Origin of the sequence: Gottfriedia acidiceleris (assembly GCF_002128425.1) — a bacterium.
GTDB lineage: Bacteria > Bacillota > Bacilli > Bacillales > Bacillaceae_G > Gottfriedia > Gottfriedia acidiceleris.
Window position 1 is genome coordinate 244,758 of the sequence record NZ_NESS01000004.1, and the last position, 24,394, is coordinate 269,151.

Genomic DNA, 24,394 nt, shown 5'->3' on the forward strand with positions numbered 1-24,394 from the left:
AGATTAGAAAAAAAAATACAAGCGCCTGATCAAAGTCAAACGCTTGGATTTAATTATTTTAAAACGATACCTACGATAATCGCTGTTAAAACACTTACTAATGTTGCACCAAATAATAATTTTAAACCGAAGCGAGCTACAACATTACCTTGTTTCTCATGTAAACCTTTAACTGCACCTGCAATAATACCAATTGATGAGAAGTTAGCAAATGATACAAGGAATACTGATACAATTCCTAATGTACGAGCTGAGAATTCTTTACCTTGTTTTGCTAAATCCATCATCGCAACGAACTCATTTGAAACAAGTTTTGTTGCCATAATGCTACCTGCATCAACCGCTTCCTTAAATGGCACACCCATAATGAACGCGAATGGAGCAAATACATAACCTAAGATTCCTTGGAATGAGATTCCAAAAATCATATCAAAAATATTGTTGATTCCACCAATTAATGCAACAAATCCGATTAACATTGCTGCAACGATAATTGCTACTTTAAAACCATCTAAAATATATTCGCCAAGCATTTCAAAGAATGTTTGTTTTTCTTCTTCTTGAACAGTTAATATATCATCTTCAGCTGTAACAGTGTATGGATTAATAATTGAAGAAATAATGAATCCACCAAATAAGTTTAATACAATTGCCGTTACTACGTATCTTGGCTCAACCATTGTCATATATGCACCTACGATTGACATAGATACTGTTGACATCGCTGATGCACAAAGAGTATATAAACGATTTTTAGGTAAATGACCAAGTTGTTTTTTTACTGAAATAAATACTTCAGATTGTCCTAAAATTGCAGAAGCTACAGCATTATAAGATTCTAGTTTACCCATACCATTGATTTTACTTAAAATTAAACCAATATATTTGATGACAAATGGTAAAATTTTTGTAAACTGTAAAATACCAATTAAAGCTGAAATAAATACGATCGGTAATAGTACACCTGTGAAGAAAGGAAATGCACCTTTATTTGCCATTCCGCCAAATACGAAATCTACACCTTCACCAGCATATTCTAATAACTTTCCAAATCCATTTGAAATACCTTTAATTAGAACTAAACCGACTTCTGTGTTTAATAATAAGAAAGCTAAAATGATTTGAATAACGACCATGATTAAAATTGGACGGTATTTTATGTTTTTACGATCACTACTAGCGATGAAAGCAAGACCGAAAACAACTAGTAGTCCAATAAGAGCAATAATATATTTCATGTTTCTCCCCCGAAAATCCAATAAATTTATTTTTTAATATAAGCGCTTTCAAAACGAACACAACTTTTTATTTGTTGGATGTCAGACATCATATAGAAGTTAGATGTCAGACAAGGATTAACCTTGTAAATCTTTTGAACTAAATGATCCAGGAAGTAATTCCTTAACAGTTGTTTCAGCGATGTCACCTTTTAAGTTAGTTAAGTATACTTTTGTGTTCTCATCACTAAATTCTGCGATTACTTGTCTACATGCACCACATGGTGAAATTGGGCCTTCAGTATCCCCTACTATTGCAATTGATTCGATCTTTGCTGAACCATTACCAGCAGCTACCGCACTAAATATAGCAGTTCTTTCTGCACAATTTGTTAGTCCATAAGAAGCATTTTCTACGTTACAACCTGTGTAGACCATTTGGTTATTCAATAAAATTGCTGCACCTACTTTAAATTTTGAGTAAGGAGCGTATGCGTTTTCACGAGCCTTTAAAGCTTCACTGATTAATGATTGTGTATTCATATATATCACCCTTTAACGAATTGTTAGGTAATTCTTTATTAAAGTGTGTGAGTTTTGTCTTCGCTTTACCATATTACCAACGTAAGAGCTAAAGAGCAATAACTCACTCACTTTTTTTTATTTTAAAATTATTTAGAAATTAATAAGCTGTGTTTGCTTCTTCACCTTGAACGATTTTAACACCAGAACTTGTTCCGATACGGTTAGCACCAGCAGCTACTACATTTTCTACGTCTTTTAAGTTACGAACACCACCAGAAGCTTTAACGCCTACGTTTTCTCCAACAGTTTTACGCATTAATGCAACGTCTTCTACTGTTGCTCCACCAGTTGAAAATCCTGTTGATGTTTTTACAAAGTCAGCACCAGCTTTAACAGATAATTCACATGCTCTAACTTTTTCTTCATCAGTTAAAAGACAAGTCTCAATAATTACTTTTACTAAAGCTTTACCTTTAGCAGCTTCAACAACTGCACGTACATCTCTTTCAACTAATTCGTCATTTTTTTCTTTTAATGCAGAAATATTGATAACCATATCAACTTCCTTGGCACCATTTTCAATTGCGTTTGTAGTTTCGAATGCTTTTACTTCAGGTGTGTTTGCCCCTAGAGGGAAACCAATTACCGTACAAACTTTTACAGTTGAATCCTTTAATAATTCACTTGCATAAGAAACCCAAGTAGGATTGATGCAAACTGATGCAAAGCTAAATTCTTTTGCTTCTTCAGCTAGTTTTGCAATTTCCTCTCTTTTTGCGTCAGCTCGTAATAATGTGTGATCTACTAAATTTGCGTAATTCATATATAGTCGCTCCCTTAATGGTTTTGTTAAAAATAAATGTTTATTTACTAAGTTACTTTGAATATGTCTTTACTATAACACCGCTATGAAATTTTGTAAAATACAATTTGAACTTATGTTCAAGGATAATTTTACCTATAAAATATAAAAAGAGGCTGTCTCATAAATCAGATTAACTGACACAGAAGACGCCTCTTTTTTAATTGAATGTACAAACGAATTTCTATTATTTCCATTTTAAAAACGAGGGTCTCCAAAAAGTTGGCAATTTTAACACACTCTCTCTAAATGTTCGGCAGCATCCCTCTTAGCTCTGCTCTAGCAATCTTTTGGCAGTAAATTGATCGGTTATTAATACGTTTGCATATTTACCCATTAAAGCACCATGAATAGCGTTTATTTTTCTTTCTCCACCTGCAACTAAAATAGACTTTTCTTTACTTCTTAGCTCATCTAACTCAATTCCAATCGTCCGACGATTAAGAAGTTCAGAATAAATATTTCCTTCTTTATCAAAAAAGCGTGAGCATATGTCTCCTACAGCAAATGTTTGTAAATCCGTCTCTTCCTTTTCGTTTAAGTAGCCAACTTTAAATAACAAGGCATCTTTTTTTACAGTTCCTACAGTAAAAATTGCGACATTTGATTGTTTTCCCAAATCGATTAACCGACCAATATGGCGGTCTTCCTCGACCATTTGTTTTACTTGTGGATTATCAAATATAACTGGTAGTGGTAAATATCTTGGAACGGTGTTAAATGCTTCGGCAAATAAATTTACCGTTTCAGATGCATAAGTATTCGTTTTAGAGTAACTTACTCCACCATTTAGCTGAATTACTTCTACACCTTTTACTTGTTTATTACTTAGCTTTGTTGCAATATGATACATCGTTGTTCCCCAAGTTACACCTACAACATCACCATCATGGACTAGATCTACTAACACATCCGCAGCTTTTTTAGTGATAGTTTGCAAAACTTCATTGTAGTCATCAATGGGTGAGTAGCAAACTTCAACAGATTGTAAATTATATTTTTTCTTTAACTCTCTGGCTAAATCTTGATTGCCTTCTAGGGGATCAATAATTTCAATGCGTACATATCCCAATTCCTTTGCTTGTTGAAGTAATCTTGATACAGTTGGACGAGAGATACCTAATTGTGTCGCGATCTCTTGTTGACTATAATCAGAATCATAGTATAGTCTTGCAGCATCTATTATTAACCTTTGTTTTTCGAGTGACATTCCATTAATCCCCTTTAACTTACCAATCCTTATTTCACGTTCAAATTTTTAATTATTATACCCCTTTTAAATTAAAGAAAACTCGTCTACTGACGAGCCTTTTAGGCAAAGGCAGAGGCGCAGTTGCACTTATACTTAATTCCTAAAATTTGCGACTACGTCGAGCAAGCTACCTCGCTGCTTTCTTAATGTGAAAAAAGCTCTCCTATGCTAGGAAAGCTTTTAAAATGTAATTACTTTGTACCGAATAAACGATCTCCAGCATCGCCAAGACCAGGAACAATATAACCATGATCGTTTAATTTTTCATCAAGGGCAGCTATGTAAATGTCCACATCTGGGTGTGCTTTTTGTAAAACTTCAACACCTTCTGGAGCTGCAATTAAGCACATAAACTTAATATTTTTAGCACCTCGTGTTTTTAAAGAGTTAATTGCTTCAACTGCTGATCCACCTGTCGCAAGCATTGGATCAATCACAATGAAGTCACGTTCTTCTACATCCGTAGGAAGTTTAACATAATATTCAACTGGTTTTAAAGTCTCAGGGTCGCGGTATAATCCAACATGTCCAACTTTAGCTGCTGGAACTAACTGAAGGAAGCCATCAACCATTCCTAAACCTGCACGTAAAATTGGTACAATCCCTAATTTTTTACCAGCAATAACTTTTGACTTAGCAATTGCTACTGGTGTTTCGATTTCCACTTCCTGTAATGGTAGATCGCGTGTGATTTCAAATGCCATTAAGCCTGCAACCTCATCAACTAGTGCACGAAATTCTTTTGTTCCAGTGTCTTTTTTACGAATTAAAGAAACTTTATGCTGAATTAACGGATGATCAAAAACGTATACTTTGCTCACTTTTATCGCTCCTTGCAAATACTTAGTAATTTATTATTCTTAAAAAGAATACCGAAAGCGGTTAAATAATTCAAGCCACATCATACAATCGCTTTGAATTAATTTAGATCTTACTTCATTATTTCCTTTTTTTACTAATCATTTGCTATTTTCACCCATTTTTTTCAAAAAACTCCTCTTCTTTATTAATATAAGTGGCAGAAAAATTTTTATTTTATACACACCAAAGAGAGAACCTATTGGCTCTCTCTTCATACTTTGCCTACACAACCTGTGTATAGTTAAGATGCTTTCCTTAAATTATGATCTGGTACTTTTGGAGTGAAAGAAGTTTTTCGATTTATAAACTTGCTAATATAGTGATCTAATCCGATTCGACCTGCATTTGAACCAGCAATTATAATGAAGATTCCTAATAATACCATTTGCGGGTTTGTACTAGTTGTACCACTAAACATAAATGCAAAGTTCATCATTAAACCAAAGAACATTGCTGTTTTTGTAAAACATCCAAGAATAAGTCCAAGTCCGATTACGAATTCTCCAATAGGTACTAGAAAGTTAAATAAATCGATGTTTGGTATTGCAAAGTTTGTAAGGAAGTCTGCCCACCAGCCTTGTACTGCTGGATGTTCACCTGTCGCACTTTTAACTGCAAATCCTAAAAATCCTGACGCATCAAATCCACCAGCCGATAACTTACCCCAACCTGCATGGATCCACTCATAACCTAAATAAAGACGAATAATAGTTAAGAAACCAGATGCAATTTTATTAGTTCTTAAAAAATTAATAAACATAACTTTTTTGCCTCCGTTTGTGTAATTTTTAATTGCTGTTTACATGAGTTATTGTACTCCATTCCAAAAGAATAATGTGAACTATTTCACAAATTTAAATGAACTTTTTGTGAACTTCATCACAAACTTTTTGATAAATAAAGCTATCTTTAGTATGACTGCACCATCAATGCTATTTGCATTTGAAAATACAGTTCTAAAGATAGCTTATTTTATACTTTATTTATTAAAACGTAGGGTATAATTCGTATTTGCTAGATAATGCATTAACTCGGTTACGAGATGCTTCTAGTACTTCTTGATTTTCGTGGTTTTTTAATGTCTCAGCAATGATTGATGCAATTTCATCCATATCTTCTAAAGTAAATCCTCTTGAAGTTACAGCAGCTGTACCAATACGGATACCACTTGTTACAAATGGACTTGCTGGATCAAATGGAATTGTATTTTTGTTACATGTAATACCAACCTCATCTAATACGTGCTCAGCAACTTTACCAGTTAACTCTAATGAACGAACATCAATTAAAATTAAGTGATTATCCGTGCCACCAGATACTAAATTTAAGCCGTGAGATTTTAAGCTTTCAGCTAAACGAGCAGCGTTATCGATGATAGCTTGTGCATACTTTTTAAAATCTTCTTGTAATGCTTCACCAAATGCTACAGCTTTTGCAGCAATTACGTGCATTAATGGTCCACCTTGGATACCAGGGAAGATTGATTTATCAATCGCTTTTGCGAATTCTTCTTTACATAAAATCATACCACCACGTGGTCCACGTAATGTTTTATGAGTAGTTGTTGTAACAAAATCAGCAAATGGAACTGGATTTTGATGAAGACCTGTTGCTACTAAACCAGCGATATGTGCCATATCCACCATTAAGTAAGCTCCAACTTCGTCTGCAATTTCTCTGAATTTTTTAAAGTCAATTGCTCTTGGATAAGCACTTGCGCCAGCTACGATTAATTTCGGTTTATGTGCTTTCGCCTTTTCTAATACATCTTCATAGTTGATTACTTGAGTTTCTGGATCTACTCCATACTCAACGAAGTTATATTGGACCCCACTGAAGTTTACTGGACTTCCGTGAGTTAAATGACCACCATGTGATAAATTCATACCTAATACTGTATCACCATGTTTTAAAATAGTGAAATAAACTGCCATATTTGCTTGAGCACCTGAATGAGGTTGAACATTTACATGTTCTGCTCCAAAAATTTCTTTTGCACGGTCTCTTGCAATGTTTTCTGTGATGTCAACATATTCACAACCGCCATAGTATCGTTTGTTTGGATATCCTTCAGCATATTTATTAGTTAATACTGAACCTTGGGCTTCCATTACTGCTTCGCTTACAAAGTTTTCAGACGCAATTAACTCGATTTTAGTACGTTGTCTACCTAACTCTAACTGTATTGCCTCATACAATGATGGATCTTGCTTTTTTAAATTTTCCACAGTTATATCCCCCTTTTTATAAAACACGAACATTACTAGTATAAATTTACGGTATTATTCGATAAAACGACCGAATTCCTTTCTATTTTACCATGTTTCGTATTAAAAATGAAAGATATATCTTTCAATTAACTAACATTTAACTATTCTATTATAATAAAAACACTTTATTTCACGTCTTCATCTATTGAATAAACTGCACGCGCTCCACCAATCAACTTTGGACGAGTTTTTGCCGCCGTAATATGAGCTTGTCCAACTTGTTTAATACTTGTTCTTAAAGGAACTGCCACATGCTTTAAATGCATACCGATTAAAGTATCGCCAATATCAATCCCTGCATCTGCTTTAATATGTTCAACAATTACAGCATGATCTAAATGCCTAAATGCGTATGAAGCAAGCGCTCCTCCTGCAGTACGAACTGGTATAACAGTTACCTCATCCAGTTGTAAACTTTTTGCCGTCTTTCTTTGAACAACTAAAGCCCTATTCAAATGTTCACAGCATTGAAACGCTAATTGCACTCCTGTTTCATCTTGAAAAGCCTTAATTTCATTAAATAAAACTTCCGCTACTTCTTTTGTTCCAGAAGTTCCAATTCTTTGACCGCTAACCTCACTAGTACTACAACCAATGACTAAAACGTGCTCACTTGTAAAATTCACATGATCGTTAAGCTCGTTCAATAATGATTTTATTTGCTTGGCTACTAACCTTAATTCTTTACTCATTATATATGCTCCTTTCATAGGATAATTTACTCATTATTAAAAAAGCCGATAATCTTCACAGTCTGTTTTGGATTAGCGGCTTTTGTTTAGGTTTTATTATTGATGATTTTTTTCGTAGTCTTTAATTTTGTTTACACGATTTTCATGACGACCGCCTTCAAATTCAGTCGTTAACCATATTTTTGCAATGTCTCTTGCCAAACCAGGTCCGATTACTCGTTCACCCATTGCTAGAATATTCGTATCATTATGTTCACGAGTTGCTTTTGCACTGAAAGTATCATGTACTAATGCACATCGAATTCCTTCAACTTTATTTGCGGCAATTGACATTCCAATTCCCGTTCCACATATTAATATTCCACGGTCTACTTCTCCACTTGCTACTTTTTGTGCAACTGGGAATGCATAGTCTGGGTAGTCTACAGATGTACCACACTCACAACCATAATCTTCGTATTGAATGCCCATTTCATCCATTAAATTCATGATTTCTTGACGTATATTTAATCCACCATGATCAGATGCTATTGCTACTTTCATTAGTTAACCCCCGTATTGATATCTTTGATTCAATTTCTTTCGTATTGAATTGACTTCAATTTCTATCTTACACTATTATGTTCAAATTTAGGGAAACTAATTAACATCCAATTACTAATTGAATTAATGTTCGTTTTGTTTCTGTACAATCTGTTTTACCAACACTTCTAATTCACTCAAAGTATTTTCATAAGTTGTTAAAGACCCTCCATAAGGATCAGAAATATCTTTAGCTTGACCGTTTATATATTCATAAAATGTATATATTTTATCCTTATACTGAGGAAACTTAGAAACTAACATTTCTTTATGGCTCAATGTCATTGATAAAACTTGCGAAGACCATTCTAGCAGATCTTCATTTATTTGCTGCGAAGAATGATTCGTTTCAATCCCCTTATTTTTTAGAGCTAATATTGCATTTTGAGAAGCAGGGTCGCCTGACATAGCAAATACTCCAGCAGACTTGACCTGATAGAACTCATTACCATGATGTCTTAAAAGTGCTTCTGCCATTGGGCTTCTACATGTATTTCCGGTACAAACAAATAATATATTTTTCATCTCAATACCTCACCCTCATTTTTCTGAACGTTTTATTTAATCTATTTTACTAAAAAATAAAAGGATGGGGCAATTGTCTCCATCCTTAGCACTTATTCACCATATGTATCTTAGGAAAAAAATAATAGTTTTATTCCGAAAATCAATAAGAACGAACCACCTAATAGTTCTCCAAATTTACCAAGTTCCTGTTCTACTCTTCTTCCTAGAAGTAATCCAGCCCAAGTTAAAATTGTACTGATAAAACCAAATAGGAGTATTGTTAGCCATGTTTTAGCACCGAATGTTCCCAAGCTAATTCCAATCGAAAAGCTGTCTACACTTACACTAAATGCAAAAAGAAGTAAACCTACTCCTGTAGGTGAATATTTATTTTCTTCTTTTCCAAATAGCGTTGCATAGATCATGTGAAAGCCTATTCCCATCAATAAGAATCCACCGAGTAGTACAGCATACCGTCCCAGATTCTCGGATAACTCATATCCAATGATCATTCCTAATAAGGGCATTATTACATGAAAGAGTCCGATTACGATGCCAATATTTATGATCTGTTTAAATTTAAGTTGTATAACTCCCATTCCTAACCCAACTGAGAATGCATCTAAACCTAGCGCAGATCCCATAATAGTTAATGTAATCAGTTCATTGATTAATGAGCTACTCATGCTCCCCCCCCTAGGACTTGCTATTAAAAGATATGCACGTCCTACAGGTCATATGAGGGAAATTACATAATTTTTTTCAGACTGTTGAAAGATACTTGCTTTCTTCGCTATTTCGCCTGCCTGCGAGTTGCTCATTACTGTCTAATGTAACTGAGCTCCTCACTAGGCTTCATAAAAGACTTACTTGCAATCGGTACTTTGTTTACAAACTAAAATATAGAAGCTCGAATAGAGCTTCTATTATTTTTCTTGTATCACTGAATGTCCACAAGCTTTCCACAATCGATTCATAATGGCAATTCCAATACCTTCATAAGGGAAAGTTTCGCAATAAATGATATCAACATGTTCTTCATTAAATTTACGAATACAGTCATACAATGCTGCAGCCACGGTTGATAAGTCACTACGTTTTCCACATGTAAGAACTACTTCAGCATCATATTGCTTCGCATTTTCTTCAGTTGTTAATATCCCTACTCTTTTTCCCTCTGTTTTGGAATTGTGTATAAGCTTGTACATAAACTCAATACTTCCATTTACAAGATGCATTTGAGCATCTGGTGCATAATGTTTATATTTCATACCTGGTGATTTCGGTGCTTCATTTTCCTTCATTGTTGCTGGATCTACTTCAACAGTAGGAATTATTTCTTTAATCATTTCTGGTGTGATACTACCTGGCCTTAATATTGTAAAAATATCTTGAGAACAATCGATAACTGTTGATTCAACTCCGACACCTGTACTTCCACCATCAACAATCCCTACAATTAGTCCATTTAAATCCTCAAATACATGTTTAGCAGAAGTTGGACTAGGCTTCCCTGATGTATTTGCACTTGGTGCTGCTAGTGGCAAATTACAAGCTTCTATTAACGCTAGAGCAACTGGATGATCGGGCATTCTTATTCCAACTGTGGATAACCCTGCCGTTACATATTTTGAAACATTTTTTTTACTTTTTAAAATTAACGTTAATGGTCCTGGCCAAAAAGCATCCATTAGTTTTTTTGCATCTAATGGAATTTCTTCTACTAGTTGATCTAACTGTTCTTTGTTGGCAATATGTACAATAAGTGGATTATCACTTGGTCTACCTTTTGCTTGGAAAATTCGTTGAACTGCTTCATCTGAAAGAGCATTTGCCCCTAACCCATAAACAGTTTCAGTTGGAAAAGCGACAACTTGTCCTAACTGTAAATTTTTTGCTGCATCCACAATCTGTGGGTAAACTTCTTCTTTATTCACAGGATTATCCACATACCATAATTTCGTTTCCATACGTAGCACCTCTCTCTAGAGTGAATAATAGTGTATATTTTACAAATTTAGACATTATCCAAAGAATGAAAAGCAAGTTTTATCCACAAATTGTGGACAAAACTTGCTAATTTGTGGATAACTTTGTGTATAGTTCTTTTTGATAAACTAATACTTCTTCATTCGTAATAGTAGTTTGGTAATGCTTCATTTCTTTAATACTGTTCGAAACATTTTCCTGTTCGACTTGCCCGAATCCTAGTAAAAGGAATAAGTCTTGAACTACATGCTGTCTTGTTAATAAATATACTTTACTAATCATTTCTTCTTTTAGTTTTTCAAGAACACTTTGTAAAAAGAGTACCATATGCTGTGAATAAATGGTAGGTGCAACTACTAGTGATCTTAATAACGCTTCTTCTCCATCCTGTTCATATCCTATTACAGCTTGCGCTTTTCCAAACTCATCTTCCAGTATGAAAAAAGATTCTTGTTGCTCTTCAAGTCCGTTTGTAGATAATCCTGCTTGTCCCAAGAATGAAAAAATAGTTTCAAAATCTTCTTGAATCGCTGAACGTATTTTCATAAAAAAACCTCCCTAGTATGCTTGTAATACTTTATGCACGTAGGGAGAACGCTAGAACTAAAATAAATTCTTTAACATTTGTACAAAGAAGCTCTCTACCTTAATATCATCTTTTTGTACATCATTAGGTAGAGTAGAAGCCACAACCGCATCTTCATTGCTCTTGATCTCAGTATCATCCTGAAGAGATGATTCATTGTTTTGTTTTGGTGCAGCATTAGTATCGTCATCACTTAAACGTAATGCTACTTGTTTTTTAGACACTTCTTTAGGTTCTTTTTCAATTTTTGTTTCATGATCAACCTTTTGTTGAGCTTGTAATGACTCTTTACTTAAAGTTGCATCACCGTTTGAGAAATCTAGGAAGCACAATGGCGGGAACAATACGCACCACCAGTTTGCCCCTTGACCTGCACCAAGTTTAATTAAAACTGCTTCGTAATCACCGGCAGGATATAAGAAACTACCATATAATTTTGTAGGGAATTTAACTTTTTTAGAGTAAGTAATTGTAAATGATTGATTTGAGCCTTCTTCTTTAATAACACGTGCAACTGTTTTTTGTAAATCTGGAATATGACTTTTAATAACTTTTTGTCCCTCTTCAAAGGTTGTTAAATCTTTTACCCAAGTATTAATTTGAGCATTAACTTCATCTCTAACTTTACGTTTAAGAGCTTGGTCTTCACTAGAATCGCTATTCGCTAGAATTCTTAGTCGTACAGCTTTCTTAGGAATTACTACCATTTCATTACCTTTTGCATTTGTATCTCGAAGTGGCATTAACACTGATGAACTAATTAATAATATGATAAATAAAGAAATAATTTTATATGTTATTTTTGTTTTATTTTTAGTTTTCATTCTCTCCACCATCCCTCTAGGAACAGTGTAGACAAATTGGCTATTTCTTAAACACTAGTATTCTATTTTTTTAATAGATTCTTTTTTGATTGAGAAGTAAACAATGATTTCCTGTTCAGGGTGCAAGTTTTTTTGTTGAGCACCTCATCATGTTCGCCGCTGCGAGATCTCAAGCCGTCGAGCATCTTACGTTCCGATCTACTTGTAGATAAGAAGATTTACTCTAACAAGTCTATTAACAATCTATTAAAATGGGAAGTATGAAATACACTATTTATCTTACAATCCCTATTCTCTCTAACATTTTATCTGCTTTTTAATATAATCCATATACAACGAAACAATATCTATGTCTGATACCGTATATAGTGTTCTACTTCCTACTACGTCCTCAATTTCATTTAGGATTAGTTGGTTGTTTGCATCGAACATAAAGTCAATTCCTACGAAATCAAAGTCAAAATGATCTACTATTTTTTGAATGAGTTCTTTTTCATTTTCGGAAAGTTCGTATAGTATTGCGCCTCCGCCTAAAGAAAAATTCGCACGAAAATCTTTTTCTGAATATCTTAAAACGGCTGCAACAATTTCTTTACCGATAATGAATACTCTTAAGTCCTTACCTAATTGCTCTGCAATGTTTTGAATTAATAATTCATCAAAATTTGAGTTTTGTACGGTCTCCAGTAACTCTTCTTGATTATTTATAAAAAATACTTCACTTCCGCCTCTTCCTGTGCAATTTTTAAGCACACAAGGGAAATGGATTGTATCTAAGGATTTTGTAATTGTACTTTTCTTATAATAAAATGTGTCTAGCATTGGAATGCCTAAATTAGAAAGCTTCTGGTGTGTTAGAAACTTATGGTTGGCCATTGTTGAAATAGCCTCGTTATTAAATATTCTAATTCCCATTTCTTCAAAGTGGGAAGATAATATTTGTGATATTGTCCTCATGATTACAAAGGCCGGTTTATTTAATTCTTTACCTTGATAGTAAACTATATTAACACTGTTTCGGATACCTATTACTATATCTTCTGTATAGAGTAACTTTAGCTCAAATCCACTTTCCATTGCTCCGCTTACTAACCAGTCGATATAAGTTCTATTTCTTTCTGCATCCGCTTCTGAATAGATTAGCCAACCAATCATACGTTTTTCTCCAAGTCCCAGGTAATATAATCAATTATATATTTCGTTGTATCCACGTCTGTACATAGATAAATATTTTTGAAATGTGCATTTGAATTAACTTCGCATATATATGTTTTTCCGTCTTCACCAAACAATAGGTCAATCCCTGCAAAGTCAGCTCCCAATATTTCAGAGCATTTTAGAGCTAAATTAATTTGCTCTTCTGTCGGCTCATATTTATACATTTTTCCACCATTCGTAACATTTGCACGAAAATCTGATTCTGATTTTCTTAACACTGCTGTTACTACTTGTTTACCTACTACTTGAATGCGAATATCAGTTCCTCTGCTAGATTCGATAAACTCTTGATAAATATGCGGTTTGTGCTTTAGTTCGCCTACCTTCTTAAAAAAATCTTCTCTATTCTCAACTAAATAAACTTGTCTACCGAATGAACCGAATGACTCTTTTATAATTAAAGGAAAACCTAATTCCTTTATAACTTCATCGTAAAAATCATAGTTTGTTAAATCACAATTAGGGAACAACAGCGGAGCGGTTATTGTTTTTGGCATAGGGATATCGAAGTTCGATAATGCCTGAAAAGTTAAAGCCTTATCATCACAGACTTCTATTGTTCTCGCAGAATTGTATAATTTTAGTCCCATGTTTTCTAAATGCCTTGCTAAATGAACATCCTTGTCCCAGAAAATTACAAAATCAGGTTTTTCATTCGCAAATTTCCCTTTTAAAATCGCTTTACCCTTTTCGATTACTGAGACTAATTCATAATGTTTAACTAAAGTAACATCTATTCCTTTTGCGATTGCTGTAGCTTGTAACCATTCGAAAAGTTCGGTAAATTTTGTAGCTGTAATATGACCATTAAATACAATCCAACCTTTAAACTTTTTCATTCTAACTATCTTCTTTCGTAATGTTTTTGTTTTTTCTTGATTGAAATTCACTCATCTTTTACAACTTTAACACAAAAAAAAAGAATCGCAATACATGGACTTTTTCTAGTCTATATCATTACGATTCACTATTTAAATTAGCCATTTACCATATAAACCATTCGGTCTTTGCCATTAATATCAAAAACAACTTCAACATTTGAATTCGGGTAGGCCTTCCTTAAAATGTCTGCAACTTGTTCACCTTGGTTGACTCCTACTTCAAAAGCAACAAGTGATTTTTCTTTTAATACTTTAGGTAAGTCATTTGCAAAACGACGATAAAAATCTAGACCATCTTCGCCACCTACTAAAGCACGGTATGGCTCATGATTCTTAACTACTTCATCTAAACCTAACCAATCCTCATGAGGAATATATGGTGGATTTGATACAACAATATCAACTCTCTTATTTTCTTCAATAAAGTAATTCAGTAAATCATTGTGTATAAAGTGTACATTTGCCTGTAACTCTTGTGCATTTCGTTTAGCAACTTGAATTGATTCTGCTGCAATATCAACTGTATGAACTGTTAGTTGTTCACTTTCAAGCGCAAGTGAGATTGCAATCGCCCCACTACCTGTACCTACATCTACTAGTTCAAATTGATCTGTATACTTCCAATGTTTTTGAATACGGTGCAGAACACCTTCTACTAGTTCCTCTGTTTCTGGTCTTGGAATTAGCACTTCTTCATTAACAAAGAATTTTCGGCCATAAAAGTATTCATATCCAATCAAATATTGGATTGGTTGGCCTCCAGTGTGCTTTTGAATCATTTCTTGAAACTGCATCCAATGATGCCCTTTTAAATCTTCTCTCATATTTAACAACAATTCTGTTCGATTGCAGTCCAAAATATGTTTTAATGCAATTTCACCCACATTTTCATCACGACCGTGTTCTTTTAAAAAAGAAGAAGCCCATTTTAGGGCTTCATATATCTTTGTTGTCATTATTGACTTTGTTCCATTCGTTTTGCTTGATCATCCATAATTAACGCATTAATAATTTCGTCAATTTTACCTTCAATGATTTGATCAAGCTTTTGAATTGTTAATCCAATTCGGTGGTCAGTTACACGGTTTTGTGGGAAGTTATAAGTTCGGATACGTTCAGAACGGTCACCTGTACCTACAGCTTGCTTACGGTTTTGATCGTATTCTGCTTGTACTTCTCTTTGGAATTTATCATAAACCCTAGCGCGAAGAACCTTCATCGCTTTTTCTTTATTCTTGATTTGTGATTTTTCATCCTGACAAGATACAACTGTATTTGTAGGAATATGAGTTAAACGTACTGCAGACATCGTTGTATTTACTGATTGACCACCAGGGCCACTTGAAGCAAATGTATCTACACGAATATCTTTTTCATGGATTTCAATTTCAACTTCTTCAGCTTCTGGTAATACTGCTACAGTTGCAGTTGAAGTATGAATTCGTCCACCTGATTCTGTTTCAGGAACACGTTGAACTCGGTGTGCACCATTTTCAAATTTTAATTTCGAGTATGCACCTTTACCATTTATCATAAAGATAACCTCTTTAAAGCCACCTAACTCTGTATAGTTACCTTCAATGATTTCTGTTTTCCACCCATTAACCTCAGCAAAACGGCTGTACATACGGTATAACGTAGCAGCAAATAATGCAGCCTCGTCCCCTCCTGCAGCACCACGAATCTCAACGATAACGTTTTTATCATCATTAGGATCTTTTGGAATTAAAAGGATTTTTAGTCGTTCTTCTAAATCCTTTGATTCGTTCTCCAAATCATTTAATTCTTCTTTAACCATTTCGCGCATATCAGCATCAAGCTTCTCTTCAAGCATAGCTTTTGCATCTTTAATCTGCTCTTTAACTGATTTGTATTGACGGTATACATCAACTGTTTCTTGAATGTCTGATTGTTCTTTTGAGTATTCACGTAACTTTTTTGAGTCGTTTATAATTTCTGGGTCACTAAGTAAATCGTTTAATCTATCATAGCGATCCTCTACAGCTTGTAATCGATCAAACATAATTTTCACCTCGACATTTTCGTCTTAAATAGTTTCTAAATATATATCGAAAGAAGCGATTCTAAATCGCTTCTTTTATTCTAATATTAGTGTTCAGTTTCGTAAGCTAGCTCTTCGAAAATATTCCATTCAGAGCTAGGCTTAGCTTTCTCCACATTTCTTAGTATATGGTCTTAATAGCTAATTTTCAACCTACTGTATTAATCGTTCTGACTTTGAAGTGCTGGTTGAATTGTTTTCGTTGGTACTTCGTGACAGTGACGACATCTTGGTTCGTACGATTCAGATGCACCTACTAAAATAATAGGGTCTTCAAATAAAGCTGGTTTCCCATTTATTAATCTTTGAGTTCTACTTGCGGGTGATCCGCATGAAGCACAAACTGCGTTTAATTTCGTTACATGTTCAGCAACTGACAATATTTCAGGTACTTTACCAAATGGTAACCCTCTAAAATCCTGGTCTAAACCTGCACAAATCACACGTTTTCCAGAGTTCGCAAGGTGTTGAACTACCTGAACTATTTCATCGTCAAAGAATTGAATCTCATCGATTGCAACTACTTCAACTTCTTCTGTAACGTATTTAAGAATATGTGATGAGTGTGTTACTGCATAAGCAGGTACTTTCATTCCTGTGTGAGACACCACTTCTACTTCACTGTATCGATTATCGATTGATGGCTTGAATGTAACACAGCTTTGCTTAGCAAACTGTGTACGACGAACACGGCGAATTAGTTCCTCTGATTTTCCAGAAAACATACTTCCGCAAATCATTTCAATCCAACCATTTTTTTTCATCATAAAGAACATCTCGTGTCTCACCTTTCTATATCAGTACAAAGACTATTTTATTTATATATTTTAAACGCTGGTTAATTCTTCAGTATTTATAATTAATGTAAGTATCTTGTCTATTTATATAAAAATTCATTATTTTGAATTAAACTTGTTTATGTTATTTGACTATAAATGCGTAAAAAAAGCAGGCAAAGTAGCAATAACCCGCCTGCTTTTCATCAATATTACTTAAGGCCGTATTTTTTGTTGAAACGTTCAACACGTCCTGCAGCGTTAGCAAATTTCTGACGTCCAGTGTAGAATGGGTGAGAATCAGAAGAAACCTCAACTTTGATTAGAGGGTAAGTTTCGCCATCTTCCCATTCGATTGTTTCGTTAGAATATTTTGTTGATCCGCTTAAGAATTTGAAACCAGTGTTAATATCCATAAACACTACTTTCTTGTAATTAGGATGAATATTCGCTTTCATGTTTTTCATCTCCTTCCGCCCTGAAATCCTTGAAATCAGAGTTATAAGAAACCATGTGTATACCACATAATTTACATTTCACATACAAATGAAATTATAGCAACTAACCCGGGAGAATGCAACCCACTATTTCTCTTTCTGGTTGCTTATATCTTCCAACTATTTATTAGAGACTGGCGTTTTTCTACTTTCTTCAGTCATCGTATTGAAGAAATCTTCATTTGTTTTTGTTTGACGAAGCATTCTGAAATAACGTTCAACAAAGTCTGGAATATCTGACATTGTTTTTCTCATTAACCATAGCTTGTCCAGATGCTCTTTTGGTATTAATAAATCTTCTTTACGTGTTCCAGATCGACGAATATCAATTGCTGGGAAGATACGACGTTCAGCTAATGAACGATCTAAGTGTAGCTCCATATTACCTGTACCTTTGAATTCTTCATAAATAACATCATCCATACGTGAGCCAGTGTCGATTAGAGCTGTTGCTAAAATCGTTAAACTTCCACCTTCTTCGATATTACGTGCAGCACCGAAGAATCGTTTTGGTCTATGGAATGCAGCAGGGTCAATACCCCCTGATAACGTACGACCACTTGGTGGAATAACTAAATTATAAGCACGAGCAAGCCTAGTAATACTATCCATTAAAATAATTACATCTTTCTTATGCTCTACTAGTCTCATAGCACGCTCTAATACTAATTCAGAAACTTTTATATGACTATCAGGAGTTTCATCGAAAGTCGAACTTACAACGTCTCCCTTTACAGAACGTTCAATGTCCGTTACCTCTTCTGGTCGCTCATCGATTAGCAATACAATTAGTTCTGCTTCTGGGTGATTTGTAGTGATGCTATTTGCAATTTCTTTTAATAACTCTGTCTTACCAGCTTTTGGAGGGGCAACAATTAAACCACGTTGACCAAATCCTACAGGGGCGATCATATCAATAATTCTAGTTGAAAACTTAGCAGGAGAAGTTTCAAGCTTCATTTGTCTATTTGGATATAATGCAGTTAATCCCGGGAAGTGAACTCGTTCTTTAGCATTCTCAGGGTCATCTCCATTGACTGCTTCTACTTGAAGTAAACCAAAGTATCTTTCATTTTCCTTCGGTGGACGTACCTTTCCAGAAACTTTATCACCATTTCTCATATCAAAACGACGAATTTGAGATGCAGAAATATAAATATCTTCTGAACTAGGTGAATAATTAATTGGACGTAAGAATCCGTATCCTTCTGATGGGATAATTTCTAGTACGCCTTCCATGAACATTAATCCGTCTTTTTCCGCTTGCGCTTTAAGGATTGCAAAAATAAGTTCTTTTTTCGTTAATTTGCTGTAATACGAAATTTTCATTACTTTCGCGTGTTCATACAACTCTTTTAATTTCATGCTTTCTAATGCAGAGATTGTTAAACTCATATAACACCACTCTTTACTTTTATTCGTTCAAATTAGGGTTTTCTTAATTCGGAAGGTTATTTAGAAGGTTTTTTGAAGGAAACTTACATAAAGTATTACTCTTTAGTGTAACCTTTTCCCCTAAAAATATTCTAAGTAATTAGAATTAATAGGTTTACTATCTATTGAGATTATAATTCGAAAGAGTTTTTTATGCCAACTATTTTTCGACTAAACTATTTAATGACTCTTCCCCTTGGTAAATAAAGGAAAGAGTCATTATACTAATAAATTAATAGCTAGATTCTGATTTCGTTATCAAAGAATTTTAATTCCTTATTCACCATTATCAAAACCAAGATTGAACCGAGTTCATTATTTAATAACTAGGTTTGGTTTTTTGTTTAAGCTATGACGTCCATCTACAAAACGAACAGTTCCTGATTTAGCACGCATAACTAATGATTGCGTAGATCCTACATTCCCTTTATATTGTACACCTTTAAGTAATTCTCCATCAGTAACACCAGTAGCAGCAAAAATTGCGTCATCACCTTTAACTAAATCGTCCATGTATAACACACGGTTTGTATCTTCAATACCCATGCGTTTGCAACGTTCAATTTCTTCTTCATTTTGAGGTAATAACTTTCCTTGAAGTTCTCCACCTAAGCATTTTAAAGCTACTGCAGCAATAACTCCTTCAGGTGCTCCGCCGCTTCCAAATAAAATATCAACACCTGTATGATCAAAAGCCGTGTTGATTGCACCCGCTACATCACCATCGTTAATTAATTTAATTCGAGCTCCTGCTGAGCGAATTTCTTCAATTAGCTTCGCATGGCGTTCTCTATTTAATACTGTTGCAACGACTTCATTAATATTTTTTCCTTTTGCTTCTGCTACAGCAGTTAAGTTTTCAAGAACAGATGCATTGATATCAACTTTACCCACAGCTTCAGGTCCTACTGCAAGTTTCTCCATGTACATATCAGGAGCATGTAATAAATTGCCATGATCAGCAATTGCAATAACTGCTAAAGCGTTCCATCCACCAGATGCTACGATATTTGTACCTTCAAGCGGATCAACTGCTACGTCTACTCTTGGACCATAACCATTCCCAAGTTTCTCACCGATATAAAGCATTGGAGCCTCGTCCATTTCCCCTTCTCCAATTACAACTGTTCCCTTCATTGGAATCGTATCAAATACGTCGCGCATTGCTGTTGTAGCAGCATCATCTGCTTCATCTTTTTTACCTAAACCCATCCATTTTGCAGATGCTAGTGCTGCTGCCTCAGTGACACGGACTAACTCCATTGATAAACTTCTTTCCATTTAAAACTCCCCCTTTGATGTAAATGAAAACTATCTTTATTATGTTAAACTGGAGTATGTAGACACCCAATCTTACGCATTTTTTAATTGTTCAACTTCTTGCTTAGTTAGTTGAACACGCCATACATTAGCTCCTAATCCTAAAAGCTTTTCTACTAAATCCTCATATCCTCTATCCACATGCTCTAATCCGGTTAGTTCTGTTTTACCTTCTGCAATTAGGCCTGCTATAACTAATGCTGCTCCAGCACGTAAATCACTTGCTTTTACACGACCACCTTGTAGCTGTGAAGGACCTGAAATAATAGCCGTACTACCTTCGACTTTAATCGTTGCACTCATTCTTCTAAGCTCATCAATATGCTTAAATCTTGCACCATAAATTGTATCAGTTATAACGGCTGTCCCATTCGCCTTCGTTAATAGCACAGAAAATGGCTGCTGTAAATCAGTCGGAAACCCTGGATAAACTAAAGTTTTAATATCTACTGATTTCAGTTCTTTATTTGATCCTGAAACGATAATTTGATCGTCATTCGTATCAATATCTATATTCATCTCTCTCATTTTCGCTATGAGTGATTCCAAGTGGTGAGGAATAACATTATCAACAATAACCTTGTCCCCTTCTTGCACAGTTGCAGCAGCTAATATTGCATAAGTTCCTGCCTCAATTCGATCAGGGATAATTGTATGTGTGCAGCCAGATAGGGATTCTACTCCATCAATTCGAATAACATCAGTACCTGCGCCTTTAATTTTAGCACCCATACTTGTTAATAAAGTAGCAACATCAACAATCTCAGGCTCTTTTGCAGCGTTTTCAATAACAGTTCTACCATTTGCTAAAACCGCTGCTAACATGATATTAATCGTTGCACCAACACTAACTACATCTAAGTATATACGTGCACCTTTTAGTTCTTCTGCCCTTAAATAGATTGCACCTTGCTCATTCGTTACTTTTGCACCTAATGCTTCAAAACCTTTTATATGTTGATCAATAGGTCTTGGTCCAAGATAACATCCCCCTGGTAAGCCTATGACCGCTTGCTTAAATCTACCTAACATTGCACCCATTAAATAATAAGACGCTCGCAATTTTTTAACCTTCCCGCTTGGAAGTGGCATTGCAACCATATTTGTTGGATCAATCATTATTTTTTCATCAGATACTTCTACTTGACCACCTATTTCCTCTAAAAGGTCACATAGTGTTTGAACATCTGAAATAGAAGGAACACCTTCAAGTGTTACAGGTGAGCTTGCTAAGATAGTTGCTGGAATTAAAGCTACAGCACTATTTTTGGCACCGCTAACACGAATTGTCCCTTTTAAAGGTATACCGCCTTCTAATACAAGCTTTTCCATAGTATACTCCCTTCTAATGAGCAGAAGAAAATAGTAGAGAAGTAAAGTTTGTAAACTCCTCAACTGTCGAATAGTTTCTACCTATTTTCTCCAAAATTCTACTTCTCTAATCTTAGTTGATACGAGGGCTACAGTCTAATGTAAAGACTTTTGCTTGGGGTTTGGTTAATTACAATATCTTCAATTTCAATAAAAATTGAAAAAAACCTTTAAATAACTTTTGATTAGTTATTAAAGTAGAAATAGATATTTGGTAAATTCTTAACTAGACCTAACCTAATTCTAATCATTATTATCTTAAATCTTCAAGTCTAAATGAAAAAACATATAAATTTATTACTAAAAATTACTTTGTTAAACAAGAAAACCGTCTAAACATAATTTAGACGGCTTAATTTATTATAATATATCATATTTTAAGCTAAAAAACTTAAAATATTATGCTTTGTTGCTAGTACCGAACTCACGGATTTTGCCAGCTACTGTAGCGATAATTGCTTCGCGACCTGGTCCAAGAACTTTACGTGGATCGTATTGTTTTTGATCATTTGCAACAAATTCACGAACAGCTTTATTGAAAGCAATTTGGTTCTCAGTGTTTACGTTAATTTTTGCAGTTCCACGAGCGATTGCTTTTTGAATTTGTTCAGTTGGGATTCCAGTTCCACCGTGTAAAACTAATGGTACATTAGTCTCGTTACCGATTTGTTCCATTTCGTCGAAACCTAATTTTGGTTCACCTTTGTATGGTCCATGAACAGAACCTAAAGCTGGAGCTAAGCAATCAATGCCTGTACGCTCAACTAGTTCTTTACACTCTGCTGGGTCAGCATAAATAATGTCTCCAACAACGTGATCTTCTTGTCCACCAACAGTTCCTAATTCAGCTTCAACAGATACACCATGAGAATGAGCGTAGTCTACAACTTTTTTAGTTGTTTCAACGTTTTGTTCAAACGGATCGTGAGAAGCATCAATCATAACTGAAGTAAATCCAGCGTCAATTGCAGCTTTACATGCTTCAAAGCTTGAACCGTGATCAAGATGAATTGCTACAGGTACTGTAATTTTTAAATCAATTAATAAACCTTCTACCATCTTTACAACAGTATTAAATCCACCCATGTATTTAGCTGCACCTTCAGAAACACCAAGAATTACAGGTGATTTTTCTCTTTCAGCTGCAGTAAGAATAGCAAAAGTCCACTCTAAGTTATTAATATTGTATTGACCAACAGCGTATTTACCTTCTTTTGCTTTATTAAGCATTTCAGTCATAGATACTAAAGGCATTTTAAGCCCTCCTTATATACTCTTTTATGAAAATTAATCTGCACCCATAATTTTACTAACAAGAATATAATGCTACAAATTGTTCTTTATTATGTAAATTATAAGGTATTTATATCACAACATAAGAATACAAAAAATGAAATAAAAACACAACAAATATCATCTAATGTTCGTATTATCGTAACATATTAGACAATTAAACACTATTTCTACCGGTTTTATCCGTTATTTCCGAAAACGCTTTCAATTAGTGGATAAAATAAAAGCAGATGGTCCGCTACCCATCTGCTATTTTACTGCTGAGATTGTGGTTGTGAAGTATGCTCTCTAACAACCTTTTTAATTTCATCAATATCAAATGGTTTTGGAAAATATTGTAGTGCTCCTAATTTTTTAGCTTCTTCAATAATATCGAGTTCACCATAAGCCGTCATCAAAATAACTTTAATATCTTTATTAATTTCTTTGATTCGTTTTAGAATCTCCACTCCGTCCATACCTGGTATTTTCATATCAAGAATAACTAAGTCGGGACAATCCTTCACTACAATATCAATTGCTTGAAAACCATTAGCTGCTTGAAATACCTCATAGCCTTCTTTTTTGAAAATTTCGTGTAAAAGCAAACGAATTCCGTACTGATCGTCTACTATAAGTAATTTACTTCCCAAAAGTAGTACCACCTTTCTAAACCAGATAACCTTGCTTAAAAAAATACAAATTCCCCTAAATTTTTACATTCTACTTAAAATCCTTTTTTCCTGCATTAGCTTGTAAATTTTACAAAGAATTACTTTTTTAAAATTTTTTGTATCTACCTAAATTACAGTATAATGGTTAGAACATACTTTTATAAGAGGGAGTATTATTTAATGTTAAAAATTTTTTCGACACAATTGAATGGAGTTTTTCAAAAAATAGTTAAACAAGAGGAAGTATTTGAAGATGCTTCACGCATTCTAGCACAGGCTGTTATAGGCGAAGGATGCGTTTATGTTCATGGTACAAAAGAATTTGCTGGTATTGTTTCAGAAATAACTGATGGAGCAGAACAAAACGACTCAATTAAACCTTTGTTTATTAACGGCGAAATCCAGTCTTTATCTCCAGTAGATCGAGTACTTTTATTCACAAGACAGACGGATGATCAAGAAGCTATTCTTCTCGCTAAAAAACTTTCAGAATCAGCTATTGGTTTAGTTATCGTCTCTACCACGATTAATGGAGAAGACCATTTATCAGAACTAGCTGATGTATTTATTAACTATGAATTAACAAAGAAACTTGTTCCAACTGACGAAGGAGACCGAATCTGTTTACCTACCCTACTCACTGGATTATTTATATATCACTGCTTACTACTTACAATGAGCGAAATCCTATCAGATTTTGACTAAAAAAATTCTAAAGTAAC

Annotated in this window: 26 protein-coding genes; 1 reads left to right on the top strand and 25 read right to left on the bottom strand. The window is 34.4% G+C overall.

What is annotated here, in order from left to right; translation table 11 throughout:
* Positions 1 to 53: 53 nt before the first annotated feature.
* From B6K90_RS09735 to B6K90_RS09855, 25 genes are all read right to left on the bottom strand, one after another.
* Positions 54 to 1,238: a NupC/NupG family nucleoside CNT transporter gene (locus tag B6K90_RS09735; RefSeq protein ID WP_088012534.1), complete on the bottom strand. Its 1,185-nt coding sequence runs from the start codon at positions 1,236 to 1,238 to the stop codon at positions 54 to 56.
* 117 nt (positions 1,239 to 1,355) lie between these two features.
* Positions 1,356 to 1,760: a cytidine deaminase gene (locus tag B6K90_RS09740; protein ID WP_088012535.1), complete on the bottom strand. Its 405-nt coding sequence runs from the start codon at positions 1,758 to 1,760 to the stop codon at positions 1,356 to 1,358.
* Between the two features lie 139 nt (positions 1,761 to 1,899).
* Positions 1,900 to 2,565: a deoxyribose-phosphate aldolase gene (gene deoC / locus B6K90_RS09745; protein ID WP_088012536.1), complete on the bottom strand. Its 666-nt coding sequence runs from the start codon at positions 2,563 to 2,565 to the stop codon at positions 1,900 to 1,902.
* Positions 2,566 to 2,872: 307 nt separating this feature from the next.
* Positions 2,873 to 3,814, bottom strand: coding sequence for a sugar-binding transcriptional regulator (locus B6K90_RS09750; RefSeq protein ID WP_088012537.1), 942 nt, complete (start codon positions 3,812 to 3,814; stop codon positions 2,873 to 2,875).
* A 233-nt stretch (positions 3,815 to 4,047) separates the two neighbouring features.
* Positions 4,048 to 4,677 (bottom strand): uracil phosphoribosyltransferase, encoded by a 630-nt coding sequence (gene upp / locus B6K90_RS09755; RefSeq protein ID WP_025568588.1) that lies wholly within the window; start codon positions 4,675 to 4,677, stop codon positions 4,048 to 4,050.
* A 281-nt stretch (positions 4,678 to 4,958) separates the two neighbouring features.
* Positions 4,959 to 5,477 carry a DoxX family protein gene (locus tag B6K90_RS09760; protein ID WP_088012538.1) on the bottom strand — a complete coding sequence of 173 codons (519 nt, stop codon included), beginning with the start codon at positions 5,475 to 5,477 and terminating at the stop codon, positions 4,959 to 4,961.
* A 226-nt stretch (positions 5,478 to 5,703) separates the two neighbouring features.
* Complete coding sequence (gene glyA, locus B6K90_RS09765; RefSeq protein WP_139840708.1) at positions 5,704 to 6,945, bottom strand: serine hydroxymethyltransferase; 1,242 nt, start codon at positions 6,943 to 6,945, stop codon at positions 5,704 to 5,706.
* 167 nt (positions 6,946 to 7,112) lie between these two features.
* Positions 7,113 to 7,679, bottom strand: a complete 567-nt coding sequence (locus tag B6K90_RS09770; RefSeq protein WP_088012540.1) for a TIGR01440 family protein — start codon at positions 7,677 to 7,679, stop codon at positions 7,113 to 7,115.
* Positions 7,680 to 7,775: 96 nt separating this feature from the next.
* The gene (gene rpiB, locus B6K90_RS09775; RefSeq protein ID WP_088012541.1) at positions 7,776 to 8,222 is read right to left on the bottom strand and encodes a ribose 5-phosphate isomerase B; all 447 of its coding nucleotides are present in this window, start codon (positions 8,220 to 8,222) and stop codon (positions 7,776 to 7,778) included.
* A 123-nt stretch (positions 8,223 to 8,345) separates the two neighbouring features.
* Positions 8,346 to 8,786 (bottom strand): low molecular weight protein arginine phosphatase, encoded by a 441-nt coding sequence (locus B6K90_RS09780; RefSeq protein WP_088012542.1) that lies wholly within the window; start codon positions 8,784 to 8,786, stop codon positions 8,346 to 8,348.
* A gap of 110 nt (positions 8,787 to 8,896) precedes the next feature.
* Positions 8,897 to 9,454 carry a manganese efflux pump MntP gene (locus B6K90_RS09785; RefSeq protein WP_088012543.1) on the bottom strand — a complete coding sequence of 186 codons (558 nt, stop codon included), beginning with the start codon at positions 9,452 to 9,454 and terminating at the stop codon, positions 8,897 to 8,899.
* 240 nt (positions 9,455 to 9,694) lie between these two features.
* On the bottom strand, positions 9,695 to 10,738 hold the full coding sequence (locus tag B6K90_RS09790; RefSeq protein WP_088012544.1) for an L-threonylcarbamoyladenylate synthase: 1,044 nt from the start codon (positions 10,736 to 10,738) through the stop codon (positions 9,695 to 9,697).
* 106 nt (positions 10,739 to 10,844) lie between these two features.
* Positions 10,845 to 11,303, bottom strand: coding sequence for a GNAT family N-acetyltransferase (locus B6K90_RS09795; RefSeq protein ID WP_088012545.1), 459 nt, complete (start codon positions 11,301 to 11,303; stop codon positions 10,845 to 10,847).
* A 57-nt stretch (positions 11,304 to 11,360) separates the two neighbouring features.
* On the bottom strand, positions 11,361 to 12,086 hold the full coding sequence (spoIIR, locus tag B6K90_RS09800; RefSeq protein WP_235821777.1) for a stage II sporulation protein R: 726 nt from the start codon (positions 12,084 to 12,086) through the stop codon (positions 11,361 to 11,363).
* Between the two features lie 378 nt (positions 12,087 to 12,464).
* Entirely contained in the window at positions 12,465 to 13,322 is an 858-nt protein-coding gene (locus B6K90_RS09805; RefSeq protein WP_088012547.1) for an ATP-grasp domain-containing protein, read from the bottom strand.
* Positions 13,319 to 14,224 (bottom strand): ATP-grasp domain-containing protein, encoded by a 906-nt coding sequence (locus B6K90_RS09810; protein ID WP_088012548.1) that lies wholly within the window; start codon positions 14,222 to 14,224, stop codon positions 13,319 to 13,321. Before B6K90_RS09810 ends, B6K90_RS09805 begins: the two co-directional genes overlap by 4 nt.
* A gap of 137 nt (positions 14,225 to 14,361) precedes the next feature.
* Positions 14,362 to 15,222, bottom strand: coding sequence for a peptide chain release factor N(5)-glutamine methyltransferase (gene prmC, locus B6K90_RS09815; protein ID WP_088012549.1), 861 nt, complete (start codon positions 15,220 to 15,222; stop codon positions 14,362 to 14,364).
* The gene (gene prfA, locus B6K90_RS09820) at positions 15,222 to 16,289 is read right to left on the bottom strand and encodes a peptide chain release factor 1 (RefSeq protein WP_114345131.1); all 1,068 of its coding nucleotides are present in this window, start codon (positions 16,287 to 16,289) and stop codon (positions 15,222 to 15,224) included. Before prfA ends, prmC begins: the two co-directional genes overlap by 1 nt.
* Before the next feature lie 200 nt (positions 16,290 to 16,489).
* A complete protein-coding gene (locus B6K90_RS09825; protein ID WP_088012551.1) occupies positions 16,490 to 17,104 on the bottom strand; it encodes a thymidine kinase in 615 nt (204 codons plus the stop codon).
* A 212-nt stretch (positions 17,105 to 17,316) separates the two neighbouring features.
* On the bottom strand, positions 17,317 to 17,562 hold the full coding sequence (locus B6K90_RS09830) for a type B 50S ribosomal protein L31 (protein WP_025671035.1): 246 nt from the start codon (positions 17,560 to 17,562) through the stop codon (positions 17,317 to 17,319).
* Positions 17,563 to 17,721: 159 nt separating this feature from the next.
* Positions 17,722 to 18,996, bottom strand: coding sequence for a transcription termination factor Rho (gene rho, locus B6K90_RS09835; RefSeq protein WP_088012552.1), 1,275 nt, complete (start codon positions 18,994 to 18,996; stop codon positions 17,722 to 17,724).
* A 354-nt stretch (positions 18,997 to 19,350) separates the two neighbouring features.
* Positions 19,351 to 20,316: a class II fructose-bisphosphatase gene (gene glpX / locus B6K90_RS09840; protein ID WP_088012553.1), complete on the bottom strand. Its 966-nt coding sequence runs from the start codon at positions 20,314 to 20,316 to the stop codon at positions 19,351 to 19,353.
* A gap of 72 nt (positions 20,317 to 20,388) precedes the next feature.
* The gene (locus tag B6K90_RS09845; protein ID WP_088012554.1) at positions 20,389 to 21,687 is read right to left on the bottom strand and encodes a UDP-N-acetylglucosamine 1-carboxyvinyltransferase; all 1,299 of its coding nucleotides are present in this window, start codon (positions 21,685 to 21,687) and stop codon (positions 20,389 to 20,391) included.
* 438 nt (positions 21,688 to 22,125) lie between these two features.
* On the bottom strand, positions 22,126 to 22,980 hold the full coding sequence (locus B6K90_RS09850) for a class II fructose-bisphosphate aldolase (RefSeq protein WP_088012555.1): 855 nt from the start codon (positions 22,978 to 22,980) through the stop codon (positions 22,126 to 22,128).
* 293 nt (positions 22,981 to 23,273) lie between these two features.
* Positions 23,274 to 23,651, bottom strand: coding sequence for a response regulator (locus tag B6K90_RS09855; RefSeq protein WP_025671030.1), 378 nt, complete (start codon positions 23,649 to 23,651; stop codon positions 23,274 to 23,276).
* Between the two features lie 201 nt (positions 23,652 to 23,852).
* Here B6K90_RS09855 and B6K90_RS09860 point away from each other — a divergent pair, with 201 nt between their 5' ends.
* Positions 23,853 to 24,377: a DUF2529 family protein gene (locus B6K90_RS09860; protein ID WP_167555335.1), complete on the top strand. Its 525-nt coding sequence runs from the start codon at positions 23,853 to 23,855 to the stop codon at positions 24,375 to 24,377.
* Positions 24,378 to 24,394 lie beyond the last annotated feature (17 nt).

Excerpts from the sequence above, each read along its gene's own strand:
- B6K90_RS09735 (WP_088012534.1), bottom strand. The coding sequence starts at position 1,238 with ATGAAATATATTATTGCTCTTATTGGACTACTAGTTGTTTTCGGTCTT.
- B6K90_RS09740 (WP_088012535.1), bottom strand. The coding sequence starts at position 1,760 with ATGAATACACAATCATTAATCAGTGAAGCTTTAAAGGCTCGTGAAAAC.
- deoC (WP_088012536.1), bottom strand. The coding sequence starts at position 2,565 with ATGAATTACGCAAATTTAGTAGATCACACATTATTACGAGCTGACGCA.
- B6K90_RS09750 (WP_088012537.1), bottom strand. The coding sequence starts at position 3,814 with ATGTCACTCGAAAAACAAAGGTTAATAATAGATGCTGCAAGACTATAC.
- B6K90_RS09760 (WP_088012538.1), bottom strand. The coding sequence starts at position 5,477 with ATGTTTATTAATTTTTTAAGAACTAATAAAATTGCATCTGGTTTCTTA.
- B6K90_RS09770 (WP_088012540.1), bottom strand. The coding sequence starts at position 7,679 with ATGAGTAAAGAATTAAGGTTAGTAGCCAAGCAAATAAAATCATTATTG.
- rpiB (WP_088012541.1), bottom strand. The coding sequence starts at position 8,222 with ATGAAAGTAGCAATAGCATCTGATCATGGTGGATTAAATATACGTCAA.
- B6K90_RS09780 (WP_088012542.1), bottom strand. The coding sequence starts at position 8,786 with ATGAAAAATATATTATTTGTTTGTACCGGAAATACATGTAGAAGCCCA.
- B6K90_RS09785 (WP_088012543.1), bottom strand. The coding sequence starts at position 9,454 with ATGAGTAGCTCATTAATCAATGAACTGATTACATTAACTATTATGGGA.
- B6K90_RS09790 (WP_088012544.1), bottom strand. The coding sequence starts at position 10,738 with ATGGAAACGAAATTATGGTATGTGGATAATCCTGTGAATAAAGAAGAA.
- B6K90_RS09795 (WP_088012545.1), bottom strand. The coding sequence starts at position 11,303 with ATGAAAATACGTTCAGCGATTCAAGAAGATTTTGAAACTATTTTTTCA.
- spoIIR (WP_235821777.1), bottom strand. The coding sequence starts at position 12,086 with ATGCCACTTCGAGATACAAATGCAAAAGGTAATGAAATGGTAGTAATT.
- B6K90_RS09805 (WP_088012547.1), bottom strand. The coding sequence starts at position 13,322 with ATGATTGGTTGGCTAATCTATTCAGAAGCGGATGCAGAAAGAAATAGA.
- B6K90_RS09810 (WP_088012548.1), bottom strand. The coding sequence starts at position 14,224 with ATGAAAAAGTTTAAAGGTTGGATTGTATTTAATGGTCATATTACAGCT.
- prmC (WP_088012549.1), bottom strand. The coding sequence starts at position 15,222 with ATGACAACAAAGATATATGAAGCCCTAAAATGGGCTTCTTCTTTTTTA.
- prfA (WP_114345131.1), bottom strand. The coding sequence starts at position 16,289 with ATGTTTGATCGATTACAAGCTGTAGAGGATCGCTATGATAGATTAAAC.
- B6K90_RS09825 (WP_088012551.1), bottom strand. The coding sequence starts at position 17,104 with ATGTTCTTTATGATGAAAAAAAATGGTTGGATTGAAATGATTTGCGGA.
- B6K90_RS09830 (WP_025671035.1), bottom strand. The coding sequence starts at position 17,562 with ATGAAAGCGAATATTCATCCTAATTACAAGAAAGTAGTGTTTATGGAT.
- rho (WP_088012552.1), bottom strand. The coding sequence starts at position 18,996 with ATGAGTTTAACAATCTCTGCATTAGAAAGCATGAAATTAAAAGAGTTG.
- glpX (WP_088012553.1), bottom strand. The coding sequence starts at position 20,316 with ATGGAAAGAAGTTTATCAATGGAGTTAGTCCGTGTCACTGAGGCAGCA.
- B6K90_RS09845 (WP_088012554.1), bottom strand. The coding sequence starts at position 21,687 with ATGGAAAAGCTTGTATTAGAAGGCGGTATACCTTTAAAAGGGACAATT.
- B6K90_RS09850 (WP_088012555.1), bottom strand. The coding sequence starts at position 22,980 with ATGCCTTTAGTATCTATGACTGAAATGCTTAATAAAGCAAAAGAAGGT.
- B6K90_RS09860 (WP_167555335.1), top strand. The coding sequence starts at position 23,853 with ATGTTAAAAATTTTTTCGACACAATTGAATGGAGTTTTTCAAAAAATA.